Genomic DNA, 13,177 nt, shown 5'->3' on the forward strand with positions numbered 1-13,177 from the left:
ATCCTTATGTTTGATTTTTTTCGCGCTCAATTGCTCGATAGCCAATATCATGACGGTAAAAACAACCATGCCAATGAATTTTTTTCACTTGTTGATAAGCTCGCTGTTGAGCATCTTGCACTGTGTTGCCAAGTGCAGTTACGCAAAGTACACGCCCACCATTTGTAAATATATGACCTTTTTCAAAACGAGTGCCGGCATGAAATACTTTACAATCTTGCGTTGGCTTTGTCGGTAAGCCCGTTATTATATCTTGGGTGTCGTAGTGACCAGGATACCCTTCTGCTGCCATAACTATGCCTAGCGATGGTCTTGGATCCCATTTTGAGTTGATGGTATTTAATTTGCCATCCACTGCTGCAAGGCAAAGTTCGATGAGATCAGATTGCATTCGCATCATTATCGGTTGTGTTTCTGGATCGCCAAGTCGGCAGTTGAATTCAATAACTTTTGGGTTGCCGTTTTTGTCAATCATTAACCCCGCATATAAGAAGCCAACATAAGTATTACCCTCTTGCGCCATGCCGTTAACAGTTGGGTAGATGATCTCATCGATTACCTTTGCAAAAACGGCATCTGTTACTACAGGAGCAGGTGAGTAAGCCCCCATTCCACCTGTATTTAATCCAGTATCACCATCACCAACTCGTTTATGATCTTGGCTTGTTGCCATCGGTTCTATATGTTTGCCGTCAACCATGACAATAAAACTCGCCTCTTCACCTTCTAAAAACTCTTCTATAACCACTCGGTGACCTGCATCGCCAAAGGCATTGCCTGCTAACATGTCACGTACGGCGTTTTCGGCTTCTTTTAGCGTCATGGCGACAATTACACCTTTTCCTGCTGCCAATCCGTCGGCTTTGATAACAATCGGGGCGCCTTTTTGCCGTAAATAAGTAAGTGCGAGCTTAACGTCTGTAAAATTTTGATATTCAGCGGTAGGGATGTTATGCCGTGCAAGAAAGTCTTTGGTAAAGGCTTTTGAACCTTCTAATTGTGCAGCGGCTTTTGTTGGACCGAAGATTTTTAATCCCGCTTTTTGAAAACTATCAACTATACCCAAAACTAACGGTGTTTCTGGTCCTACTATGGTTAAATCTATTTGCTGTTGCTCTGCAAAGTTGAGTAATCCACTAATGTCGGTTGCTTTGATGTTTATATTTTCTAAATTTGGCTCAAGCGAACTGCCTGCATTTCCTGGTGCAATAAATACTTTTGAAACGAGCGGTGATTGTGCTGCTTTCCATGCTATGGCATGCTCACGCCCGCCATTACCAATGACTAAAACTTTCATAAAAAATCCTTAATAATGCCTTTTTAATAAAAAGATAACTATAAGTAATTATTTGTAATAATAAGCAAAGTTGCCATATTATTCATTTCAAAATTAATGTCTAAAATGGCGCATATTCGTAAATATCATTGCAATATTGTGTTCATTTGCAGCTTGGATCACTTCGTCATCACGAATCGATCCGCCAGGTTGAATTATACACGTTACTCCCGCTGCCGCTGCTGCATCAATCCCGTCCCGAAATGGGAAAAAGGCATCGGAAGCAACGACAGAACCTGAAACTTTTAGGTTTTCATCTTGTGCTTTGATTCCTGCAATTTTGGCGGAATAAACTCGGCTCATTTGTCCTGCGCCAATGCCAATTGTCATGTTGTTTTTGGCATAAACAATGGCATTGGATTTAACAAATTTGGCTACTTTCCAACAAAATAAAGCATCAGACAGTTCTTGTTCTGTTGGTTTGCGTTTGGTGACAAAAGTAAGTTCGTTTGGCGATACCATGCCTAAATCACGATCTTGTACTAATAATCCGCCATTAACACGCTTAAAGTCTAAACTGACCACCGTAGGTGTTGACCATTCGCCGCATTCCAGCACGCGTACATTTTTTTTCGCTTGAATAATGGCTAACGCATCTTGATTGATAATTGGGGCAATGATAACTTCAACAAATTGTTGTTGAACAATAGCCTGAGCCGTTGCCGCATCTAATGGGCGGTTAAAGGCAATAATGCCTCCAAAAGCTGATGTGGGGTCGGTTTTGTAGGCATTTAAATAGGCATTTAAAGTATTGTCGCTAACCGCAACACCACAAGGGTTGGCGTGTTTGACAATTACACAAGCAGGCTGTTCAAAGGATTTTACGCATTCAAGCGCTGCGTCAGTGTCGGCTATGTTGTTATAAGATAGTGCTTTACCTTGTAGTTGTCTTGCCGTTGCTATTGATGCTTCGTTAACGCCTTCTTCAATATAAAAAGCGGCTTGTTGATGACTGTTTTCACCATAGCGCATGTTCTGTTTTTTTATAAATTGAAGATTTAATGTGCGTGGAAATTGTCCTGCTGGTTTGTCGGTTTCGCCCATATACGGTGGTACTTGTTGCCCAAAATAGTTGGCGATCATTCCATCATATTTGGCGGTGTGTTCAAAGGCTTTAATGGCAAGATTGAAACGATATTCAAAAGAAAGAGCGTTTTGGTTATTATCCATCATATCAATGATATGTTGATAATCACTACAATCAACCACAATGGCAACATCTTTATGATTTTTAGCAGCAGAGCGCACCATGGTTGGACCGCCAATATCGATATTTTCAACAGCATCATCTAAAGTACAATTTGGTTTAGCCACGGTTTGTGCAAAAGGGTATAGGTTTACAACGACCATATCAATAGGCTCAATTTGATATTGGTGCATAATATTATCATCAATTCCTCGTCGCGCTAAAATAGCGCCATGAATTTTGGGGTGTAGCGTTTTGACTCTTCCATTCATCATTTCAGGAAAACCAGTGTAATCAGATACTTCTATGACCGGTATTTGGTGTTCCATAAGTAATTTAGCGGTCCCCCCCGTTGATAGAAGTTGTACGTTTCGTTGATGTAGAGCTTGGGCAAATTCTACAATTCCAGTTTTGTCAGAAACACTAAGTAAGGCTCGATGGATGGGACGTAACTGCTGCATGATGGGACTCCCGATGTTGATACTTTAAATCCAAATCAGTTAAATCGGTATTATATATAAAAGCGTTGTTGTTGTTTAGTAATTAGTTTATATTCTGATAGATTTATGATAATTCGGGTGTTTTATTAGATAGTTTTGCTAGTAGCTTTAAAATTTAAAAATTTTGATATCACTGAGCTAATTAGGTCTAATTATATGTTTTATTTTTAATTAAATTTGGACTATAAAGCGCGTTAGGTGGGGCGTTTATATTTTAGAACTGCTTTCATTTATATAGGGCGATTTTGTGTAGTTTTGTTAGTATTTTGTATCAATAAGTTGTGATATCAATACTAGCTATCAATATTATGTTTAATTTATGCCACTATACCGATAGCTAGTTGGTTATGATATGTTAGTCGTCACTATAACCAAGACTGCGTAAGGCACGCTCGTCATCAGCCCAACCCGCTTTGACTTTTACCCAAAGCTCTAAATGAACTTTATTATCAAAGAATAACTGCATATCTTTGCGAGCTTCTATACCAATTTTTTTGATTTTTTCGCCTTTATTACCTATAACCATTTTCTTTTGTCCGTCGCGTTCAACCAAGATTAATCCATTAATACGGTACATGCCGTTACGTTCGTCCACTTTGAATTGTTCAATTTCAACAGTCACCGAATAGGGTAATTCATCGCCTAAAAATCGCATTAGCTTTTCGCGAATAATTTCAGATGCCATAAAACGTTGGGAGCGATCAGTAATATAATCTTCAGGGAAATGATGCTCACCTACAGGCAAGTGTTTTTTAACAATATTTTTGATGATATCAATACCTTCGCCTGTTTCAGCACTAATCGGTATGACATCAAGAAAATTCACTTTTTGGCTGATCGTTTGAATATGTGGCAATAGCTGTGTTTTGTCAGTGACATTGTCAATTTTATTAATCACTAATAATACAGGGCTTTTGCAGTCTTTCAGTTTATTGACAACCATTTCGTCGTCATCAGTCCAATGTGTACCTTCGACAACAAAAATAACCAACTCAACATCACCAATTGAACTGCTTGCTGCTCGGTTCATTAGGCGGTTTATGGCTCTTTTTTCTTCTATATGTAATCCTGGGGTGTCAATATAGATAATTTGGTCGTTATCTTGGGTATCAATTCCAACAATACGATGGCGTGTCGTTTGCGCTTTACGTGATGTAATTGAAACTTTTTGTCCAAGTAATTGGTTTAGTAAAGTCGATTTGCCAACATTTGGGCGTCCTACTATAGCAACAAATCCACAATGTTTTGTTTTTTCTGTCATTTTATACCTAGTTGATTAAGCGCTTCTTGAGCTGCGGCTTGTTCTGCTTTACGGCGGCTCAAACCACGACCTAAATATTCATGTTTGTCATTTTCGATTTTACATTGGATTAAGAATTCTTGTTCGTGGTTATCGCCTGTCACTTCAAGAATTAGATAACATGGTCTTTCATGATGTATACCTTGTAAATATTCCTGTAAACGTGTTTTAGCATCTTTTTGTTTGATGCCTGGTTTTATCTCTTTTAATCGAGTTTGGTACCAAGATAAAATTAATCGACGTACATTTTCAATATTACTATCTAAATAAATAGCACCAATAATGGCTTCGACAGCATCCGATATTATTGATTCTCGACGATATCCGCCGCTTTTTAATTCACCTTGACCAAGAATTAGGTGATCACCCAATTTGAAGTTAATGCCAATTTCCGCTAGCGTTTGACCACAAACTAAACTTGCTCGCATTTGGCTTAAATCACCTTCATCTTGCTGGGTGAAACGGTGGAAAAGCTCATCTGCAATAACAAAGCTTAATATTGAATCCCCTAAAAATTCCAATCGTTCATTATGTGATTTATTAGCACTGCGATGAGTCAGTGCTAGTTCTAATAATGAAATGTTTTGGAACTGATAACCTATTGATTGTTGAATTTGAATAAATTTTTTCATAATTGTGATAGCTTAGTGTATACCACCAATCTGGCTAAAGCGGATGCCTGTCGGCCATTCATTAGGTTGTTTTTCAAAGCTCATCCATATTGCTACCGCTTTACCAACAAAGTTTGATTCAGGAACAAAGCCAAAATAGCGACTGTCGCCACTATTGTCACGATTATCACCCATCATAAAGTAATGCCCTTGAGGTACTACCCATGTAGCTATCGGCTGTCCTTTTTGGTGATAGAAATAATTAGGATCTTCATAAGTTCCTTGTGTAATTAAGATATCATGCACCTTGTTACCTAATGTTTCTTGCCGTATTTTCATGTTAAAAGTGATTAATGAATCAGAATCGGTGATCCCTCTATCTTTATACTGTTGTAAGGTATAAAAATTAGGGTTGGATTTAGATCGTTGATGTACTTCTTTCCAATTGCTTTGTCGTAATTCACTATAGTGTAAATCAAGAGGTTCTTCCTTTTGGGCTGTGCAATTGGTATCGTTTATTTGGCAAGCCGGATAAACAATAACTTTTTTCTCTTTTACAAGATAGACAATTTTGTCACCAGGTAATCCAACAACACGCTTAATTAAATCTAATTGGGATCCATCAGGGTGTTTGAACACAGCAACATCCCCACGTTTTGGATGACCAGTTGAAATTAATACTGTATTAGTTATAGGATCGCGTAATCCATAGGAATATTTTTGAACTGCAATAAAATCCCCAATTAATAACGTTTGCATCATTGAACCAGACGGAATTTGGAAAGGTTCAATTAAAAATGAGCGTATGATAAATACCACAAAAAGTACAGGGAAAAATGAAGCTAAGTTTTCAATCCAACCTTTAGGCTTGCCAACTTCAGCAAGTATTTTTCCATCAATGTCTCCATTACATTGTTTACGAACTTCTTCAACTTTTCGTTGGCGAGCAGGTTTCCATTTATATTTTTCTAGAACCCAAAATATTCCTGTAATGAATGTTGCTAATGTTAATATGATGGCAAATGTTCCAGCCATTTTTATTCCTCTTTAACTGATTTATTAATCTTTACCGACATGCAAAATAGCTAAAAACGCTTCTTGTGGTAATTCAACATTACCAATTTGTTTCATGCGTTTTTTACCTTCTTTTTGCTTCTGTAAAAGCTTTTTCTTACGACTTACATCACCGCCATAACATTTGGCTAATACGTTTTTACGCAACTGTTTAACCGTTGAACGGGCAATAATATGATTTCCGATAGCTGCCTGAATAGCTATATCAAACTGTTGGCGTGGAATAAGATCTTTCATTTTTTCAACTAATTCTCGTCCACGATAAGGCGCATTGTCTTTGTGCGTAATTAATGCCAACGCATCTACACGCTCGCCGTTAATCAATACATCTAATCTTACCATGTCAGACGCTTGGAAACGTTTGAAACCATAGTCTAACGAAGCATACCCACGAGAGGTTGATTTGAGTTTGTCAAAGAAATCTAAAACAACTTCTGTCATTGGAATTTCATACGTTAAAGCAACTTGATTACCATGATAAACCATGTGAGTTTGTACACCACGTTTTTCTACACATAATGTTATCACATTTCCTAAGTAAGTTTGTGGGACTAAAATGTTACATTCAGCAATCGGTTCTCGTAATTCTTGAATATTGTTGACCGCAGGTAGTTTAGCCGGGCTATCCACATAAATAATGTCATTTGATGTCGTTAGTACTTCATAAACAACCGTTGGTGCTGTAGTGATTAGGTCGAGATTATACTCACGTTCTAGACGCTCTTGAATAATTTCCATATGCAGTAAGCCAAGGAAGCCACATCTAAAGCCAAAACCTAATGCGCCTGAATTCTCTGGCTCATAAAAGAGTGAAGCATCGTTTAAACTTAATTTTCCAAGTGCATCTCGAAATGCTTCATAATCATCCGAGCTCGTTGGGAATAAACCTGCGTAAACCTGCGGTTTTACTTTTTTGAACCCTGGTAATGGTTTTTCAGCAGGTGTTTTTGCAGAGGTTAAAGTATCGCCCACAGGTGCACCCAAAATATCTTTGATTGCACAAACAACCCAGCCAACTTCACCACATCGTAAGCAGTTTTTATCAACTTGTTTAGGTGTGAAAATACCAATTCTATCAACGTTATAAGTCATGCCTGTGCTCATAACTTTGATTTTGTCACCTTTATGTAATTCGCCATTTTTAATACGAATTAATGAAACAACACCCAAATAGTTGTCAAACCATGAGTCAATGATCAGCGCTTGTAGTGGAGCGTTTGAATCCCCTTTTGGCGCTGGAATGTCACTCACCAATTGTTCAAGTACTTCAATTACACCTATGCCTGTTTTAGCAGAACATCGCACCGCATTAGAGGCATCAATACCAACAATATCTTCAATTTCAGCAGCCACACGATCAGGTTCAGCAGCAGGTAAATCAATTTTATTAAGAACAGGCACCACTTCAAGATTCATGTCTAAGGCTGTATAACAGTTTGCTAATGTTTGCGCCTCAACCCCTTGACCTGCATCAACCACTAATAATGCACCTTCACAAGCTGCTAGCGATCGTGAAACTTCATATGAGAAGTCAACATGACCAGGTGTATCAATGAAATTCAGCTGATATGTTTCACCATTTTTAGCCTGATAATCTAATGTTACGCTTTGCGCTTTAATTGTAATTCCACGCTCACGTTCTAAATCCATGGAGTCTAGCACTTGTGCTTCCATTTCACGATCAGAAAGCCCACCACAAATCTGTATTATGCGGTCTGAAAGTGTTGATTTCCCATGGTCAATATGGGCAATAATTGAAAAATTGCGGATATTTTTATTCATATCAATAAATTATAATCTGTATTTTTGTTATAAAAAGTTAACGATTTAAATGCCATTTGATTATAAATAGTATTTATAATGATAACGAAGTCAGAAAAAGTAGCATTTTACACATTTATCACTACTAAGCATAGCGTTATCGAGAATTTTGCGCTGATTTCTCGACAATATTTTGCGCAATACGCTCAATGGTTGTGCGTGGCAAATTACCAATAATAATAATATTTTTTTGCCCAATATTTGTTGAAAAAACAGTTCGACCACCTTGCTGTATAAATTGATTTGATTGGCTTGTTTTTTCAGGCGATACATTAACTGTAAATGAGAAAACACCATCAGAAAATAATTTAGTTTCTATATCAGAATTGTAAAAATTAACATTGTAGGCTGCAATTTCTTTGAAACCTTTTGGTAACCAAGCTAGTTGCCATGCTTCTAGTACGTCGCCCTCTTTTTGTATTGATAATAATATGGGATATGTTCGTGTATCGATATAATCATTAATTTTGTTTTTATCAAAATTTAAATCAAGATCCACAACTTTTAATTGGCTAATAATTTCACTATGCTGGTCTAATAAGTCTATTCGAAGCGGTAAATAAATTTCATCGTCAATCCAAAAAACATAGCTATAACGATCTTTGTCTTTGGCTATCATTTTAACTAGTTGAACACTTCGATTCGCTGTTCTGGTTTTTCCCAATAATGTAAAATCATAAACATCAATCAGTTTACTGAAATTGTTATAAATTACATCCGGAAATGCTTCAAGAATTCGAGGACTGGTTATAGAAAAAGAAGCGCTGTCTGGTTGGAAATAACTAGTAATATTATCATGCAAAATAATTTCTTTCGCTGAACCTTCAAGATAAAGTAACATCGCTTTAATGTCGTTTTTTTTCGTTGCACCTAAATGTGTATATTCATAGGTGGTAACATACTGATTTTTCTCTTGCGATAGAAAATGAATTTGATAATTTTGAGTTTGCACAGCCTTATTCATTTTGTTTAGTAGGCTGAGGGCCTCATCATAATCCATTGCATTAGCAACTAGGGAGAATAATATCAGAAACAAAGTGACAATATAATATCGACTCTTTTTAATCATTAGTAAACCTGAATTAAATATTAATCTCATTTCGGGTTAACGTGCGTTCAGTCTTTTTTGTAGTTCATAATCTTGTACAAGTAATCGGATTTTATCATATTGTCTTTTTTCAAGTAATAACTGTTCGTTTGATTGTTGTATACCACCAACTGGAGCAACATTAACACCAAAAGGAACTGTGTTTAATGTCGGTACGCCATGATTACTTTCAGATTTGCCTTGTTGATACTGTACTCCTGCAATAATGGCTAAGGTAACACAAGCAGCAAGTCCTACTTGACCTACTTTTGATATGACATCTTTAATACGTATCCAAAGTAAGCTTTCAGTTTTTGGAATAGAAACTTGATTCGGATTAGGTTGGTTATCTAACTGATCATATAAATTTTCATTAGCAACTGCTTGTGCAACTTGATTAGAAATGTCTAGAGTTAATGAGCTACTATGCAGTGCACCTCGCATGACATCTCGTACAATATGGTAACGGTGCCAGCATGATTGTAAACTTACATCTTTTGATATTTCATCCATAATCTGTTGGTCTGTAAGTTGGTCATCCATAAGTAGTGAAAGTTGTTCTTTCTGTTCTGTTCGCATAGTAGATACCTTAAAATTTATGACTACTCTCAATCAATTTTTATTTCCATTAACTAATTAATGGTTTAATTTTTTCATCAATCGCATCTCTTGCTCTAAAAATGCGTGATCTCACTGTTCCAATCGGTGTATCCATAATTTCGGCAATCTCCTCATAACTTAATCCTTCAATTTCACGCAGTGTAATTGCAATCCTTAAATCATCAGGCAATGATTCAATTGCTGCAAATACCGTCTTTTTGATTTCTTCTGAAAGCGCTAAATTTTCGGGATCATCAGGATCCCTAAGAGAATCTGCACCTTCATAACTTTCGGCCTCATTAGCATCGATGTCAGATAACGGCGGCCTGCGACCTTGAGAAGTTAAGTAATTCTTTGCTGTATTTACTGCAATTCGGTATAACCAAGTGTAAAAAACACTTTCTCCCTTAAATAGACTTAAAGAGCGATAAGCCTTAATAAAGGTTTCTTGCACAACATCAGGGACTTCAGAAGCAAGTACATAACGAGAAACCAAATGAGCCAATTTACTTTGATAACGTATTACAAGTAAATTGAACGCATTTTTATCTCCACTTAATACACGAGCAACCAATACTTGATCTGTTACTTGCTCCCCCATTAAAGGCCATTCCTCATTATGTTAATAACTGCTAGCTGACCCAAAATATGTGCACACATACAGTTAGATTCTTAAAATTTAAAAAAGTTCCAATATTTTAATAGAAAATTAATTTTTTTTTCTGTTTAAAATAGAACTGCCCTATTTTTATTTGAATTAATAATTGATTTTATGATATTTTTCATATTTATATCACTTTTAGTGATCATCTAATTCAATAAAAAGATCTCACGTTTACCAACATCATTATAGGTGATTTGGTAAAATTGAGGTAGATTAAAATTAACAGAGCTGCTTGTAGTAAACGTAAAACGATCATCAGATAAAACATAAAAATCATTGATATCTTTGACCATATTTTCTTTTGTGCCATTGCAATTGCGATAAATTTCTACTTGGTTGTGTTCATTTAATATATAAAGATCAAAACCTGAATTGGTATCTTCAAAAAAGAATTGGATAATACCTTCATAAGCAACACTGTCAATTTCTTTGGGTAATTCATCAGTTTCATCTAGTATATTCAATGGACGACCTTGAACTTTATTATTTGATACCGCACCATAAAAATCAACCGCATTTTCGAACTGATGAAACGAAACACCTAAGCGTTCAAAAAAAAGATACCACGAAGATCCATCAATTCTTAACGGTTTTACTTGTGTGAAATTATTTTGTGTTGTAGTTAAACGAAGTTCAATACATTCATCCATTAATTTTTTTATTTGCTGTTTAATTTCTATACTTAGATATTTACTGTAGCAAAAAATTTCAATAGGATTAGGTAAATCAGCATCTTTATGCATTCGATTTAGTAATGTTTTAATGGCTTCTAGTACACATAACGATCCACTAAAATGCAATACACGTATTTCATTCCATGAATTTCTATAAAGTAGATCAATTGATCCTACTAAGCTAAGCTCTTTTTTACCATAATTTAAAACATTTTTACTAATTTCATATTCTAATTCTAAATTGGAACTTGGATCATTTTCTAAATTTAAAATAATAGCTAAATGGCGAATTTCGCAAGGACCATATAACTGTTCTTCTGTAGCTGCGGGCACTATAATTGGGAAATATTCTTTTAGATCGCTAATGAACCGGTTGATTTTTGAATTATCTCTATCATCTGCATCATGATAATAAAATTCGGTTGTATCAGAAATTAAACCATTAAAATAACACCAACTTATTAGTTTAACAAGATATTTACTGTATTCTAGATATTGATGCCCTAATATTGATTCCAATACTGGTTTTTGATTATAAACATACCAGCCAGCTCGATTTATTCGGTCTTCTTTTACATGGATAAATGTTAACACTTCTTCTTGTAAGTCATTGGAAATATTAAGTTTTAATGTTGTTATTTTACCTGGCAAAACTTCAAAAGAAGCATACAATTTACGCGTTAAAATAGCTAAGTCTTGTGGGCTAATTAATGAATCTAAATTATTTCGGCGACCAAAATTTAGTAAATTACGATAACCTGTCATCATTGTGTGCAAAAGTATTTCATGCATTTCGCGGACAGATTGAATTTTCCATGTATTACTTGCATCTAACTTTGTAATTCGCTGTTCACTCCAATTCCATTTTTTAACTAGATTATTTAATACATCTCGACGCCATGAAGCAGCTTTATTAGGTTGAGATAATTTTTCATTGACTTTTAAGTAAAAACAGTTTCGTATTAATTCCAATCTCTCAAGATCTTTAATTTCGATTAAATATTTTGTGATCCTGTCTAAAAGCATATAATAAGAATCTAAATAAATATTTTTCTTAGTTTCAGATTTTTGTATACATTCTCTCATTTCATAAGCGATCGGCCTATTTTCTGGATAGCTCCATGAATAGGCTTCGAGCAATAATGTTTTAAGCACCGCTTTAAAAGGAGAATCAATACTTTTATAAAGCTGCCACAAGCATGCTCCGAAATACTCTTCTGCTGATAATCCGGTTAATGGTCCAAAATCAATCCATTCTTCACGATTTACTAATTTTAGTTCAACTAAGGCGTTAACGCATTGCTCATACGTTGGGTGACTTACGTTATTTATTGTTAAATTATAAGGCACCGCAAACCATAATAGGTATTTACCGGCTAAAAGGTTTGCGGTACGATAAAATTCTTCAAGTAACAAAATATGTTGTGCTGATCCACAGTTTTCTCCCATTAAACATTCATGATGTTTATTAACGAACCGATCAGCATTTACAACAAAGAGTGTTAGTTTTACTTGTTGTTTTTCCGCCCATTGTTCTACTAAACGACATTTCTGTAGTAACGTTTGTTTTCGACTTTCTGATAAATTATTTTCAATACATATCCAAATGTCTAGATCAGACTGAACAGATTGACCAATGGAACAAGTACTACCCATTGAATATAATGCTGATATTTCTGATTTGGCTGCATTTGCTGTAGGAATAAAACCAAAATCATTTTTAAGTTGTTTTTCAATTTCATGAGGTAGATGATAATAAGCTATACCATGGGGTGTATCTTCATTAATGTACCCAGGTATTTTGGGATCATGAAAATGAAAAATAGCTGGTAACAACGAAAAAACGTATTGAAATTCAGCTGACATTCCAATCAAAGCTCGTTCATACTTTAGATTGGCTAGATCTTTAAGTTCTTTTTTTATGTTACTAATATTATATAGCATAGCATTATTTAGATAAAACAGGTGTACCACCAACGGACGGCAATCAATCTAACACTTTATAACTAGAAGGTAAATAGACTAAAAATTTTTAATATCTATAAATTAAGTTATTATTCACAATAATTGTAAAATTATTAAACAGTTTAATAACATTAATTTTGTTAAATATGTTGATAATAAAGCATCTGTTTTATTATCAATAGTAAGTTTCGATGAACAATTGCAATTATTATTTTAATTAAGACAAAAGATACTACAAAGGTAACTCAGTGGTATCTGTTTACTAAGTAGATATCTAGAATCAATCAATATTACATTTGATATATGATTAAAGGAGAAATAATTAAGTCGTTGGCTCTACCAATAAAGCAAATCATAAT

10 protein-coding genes are annotated in these 13,177 nt (G+C 35.2%); all 10 read right to left on the minus strand.

Annotation, left to right across the window (positions count from 1 at the left end; all coding sequences use genetic code 11):
* Positions 1 to 4: 4 nt before the first annotated feature.
* The 10 genes from purD to A9G34_RS08090 all read right to left on the minus strand — a co-directional run bounded on the left by purD (position 5) and on the right by A9G34_RS08090 (position 12,797).
* Positions 5 to 1,297, minus strand: coding sequence for a phosphoribosylamine--glycine ligase (purD, locus tag A9G34_RS08045; RefSeq protein ID WP_034943802.1), 1,293 nt, complete (start codon positions 1,295 to 1,297; stop codon positions 5 to 7).
* Positions 1,298 to 1,390: 93 nt separating this feature from the next.
* On the minus strand, positions 1,391 to 2,983 hold the full coding sequence (purH, locus tag A9G34_RS08050) for a bifunctional phosphoribosylaminoimidazolecarboxamide formyltransferase/IMP cyclohydrolase (protein WP_034943804.1): 1,593 nt from the start codon (positions 2,981 to 2,983) through the stop codon (positions 1,391 to 1,393).
* 394 nt (positions 2,984 to 3,377) lie between these two features.
* Entirely contained in the window at positions 3,378 to 4,283 is a 906-nt protein-coding gene (gene era / locus A9G34_RS08055) for a GTPase Era (RefSeq protein ID WP_034943806.1), read from the minus strand.
* Complete coding sequence (rnc, locus tag A9G34_RS08060; protein WP_034943808.1) at positions 4,280 to 4,954, minus strand: ribonuclease III; 675 nt, start codon at positions 4,952 to 4,954, stop codon at positions 4,280 to 4,282. The genes era and rnc overlap by 4 nt, the downstream gene beginning before the upstream one ends.
* Before the next feature lie 12 nt (positions 4,955 to 4,966).
* Positions 4,967 to 5,968, minus strand: coding sequence for a signal peptidase I (gene lepB, locus A9G34_RS08065; protein ID WP_034943810.1), 1,002 nt, complete (start codon positions 5,966 to 5,968; stop codon positions 4,967 to 4,969).
* 24 nt (positions 5,969 to 5,992) lie between these two features.
* On the minus strand, positions 5,993 to 7,789 hold the full coding sequence (gene lepA, locus A9G34_RS08070; RefSeq protein WP_034943812.1) for a translation elongation factor 4: 1,797 nt from the start codon (positions 7,787 to 7,789) through the stop codon (positions 5,993 to 5,995).
* A gap of 136 nt (positions 7,790 to 7,925) precedes the next feature.
* The gene (locus tag A9G34_RS08075) at positions 7,926 to 8,927 is read right to left on the minus strand and encodes a MucB/RseB C-terminal domain-containing protein (protein WP_080715849.1); all 1,002 of its coding nucleotides are present in this window, start codon (positions 8,925 to 8,927) and stop codon (positions 7,926 to 7,928) included.
* A 6-nt stretch (positions 8,928 to 8,933) separates the two neighbouring features.
* Positions 8,934 to 9,494, minus strand: a complete 561-nt coding sequence (locus A9G34_RS08080) for an RseA family anti-sigma factor (RefSeq protein ID WP_034943819.1) — start codon at positions 9,492 to 9,494, stop codon at positions 8,934 to 8,936.
* A gap of 49 nt (positions 9,495 to 9,543) precedes the next feature.
* Positions 9,544 to 10,116, minus strand: a complete 573-nt coding sequence (gene rpoE, locus A9G34_RS08085) for an RNA polymerase sigma factor RpoE (RefSeq protein ID WP_065569407.1) — start codon at positions 10,114 to 10,116, stop codon at positions 9,544 to 9,546.
* 209 nt (positions 10,117 to 10,325) lie between these two features.
* Positions 10,326 to 12,797 (minus strand): class I adenylate cyclase, encoded by a 2,472-nt coding sequence (locus tag A9G34_RS08090; RefSeq protein ID WP_065569408.1) that lies wholly within the window; start codon positions 12,795 to 12,797, stop codon positions 10,326 to 10,328.
* Positions 12,798 to 13,177: the final 380 nt, after the last annotated feature.

It is taken from the genome of Gilliamella sp. Choc4-2 (assembly GCF_001690355.1).
In the GTDB taxonomy this organism is placed as follows: domain Bacteria; phylum Pseudomonadota; class Gammaproteobacteria; order Enterobacterales; family Orbaceae; genus Gilliamella; species Gilliamella apicola_A.

Coding starts and splice junctions, on each gene's coding strand:
- purD (WP_034943802.1), bottom strand. CDS start 1,297: ATGAAAGTTTTAGTCATTGGTAATGGCGGGCGTGAGCATGCCATAGCA.
- purH (WP_034943804.1), bottom strand. CDS start 2,983: ATGCAGCAGTTACGTCCCATCCATCGAGCCTTACTTAGTGTTTCTGAC.
- era (WP_034943806.1), bottom strand. CDS start 4,283: ATGACAGAAAAAACAAAACATTGTGGATTTGTTGCTATAGTAGGACGC.
- rnc (WP_034943808.1), bottom strand. CDS start 4,954: ATGAAAAAATTTATTCAAATTCAACAATCAATAGGTTATCAGTTCCAA.
- lepB (WP_034943810.1), bottom strand. CDS start 5,968: ATGGCTGGAACATTTGCCATCATATTAACATTAGCAACATTCATTACA.
- lepA (WP_034943812.1), bottom strand. CDS start 7,789: ATGAATAAAAATATCCGCAATTTTTCAATTATTGCCCATATTGACCAT.
- A9G34_RS08075 (WP_080715849.1), bottom strand. CDS start 8,927: ATGAGATTAATATTTAATTCAGGTTTACTAATGATTAAAAAGAGTCGA.
- A9G34_RS08080 (WP_034943819.1), bottom strand. CDS start 9,494: ATGCGAACAGAACAGAAAGAACAACTTTCACTACTTATGGATGACCAA.
- rpoE (WP_065569407.1), bottom strand. CDS start 10,116: ATGGGGGAGCAAGTAACAGATCAAGTATTGGTTGCTCGTGTATTAAGT.
- A9G34_RS08090 (WP_065569408.1), bottom strand. CDS start 12,797: ATGCTATATAATATTAGTAACATAAAAAAAGAACTTAAAGATCTAGCC.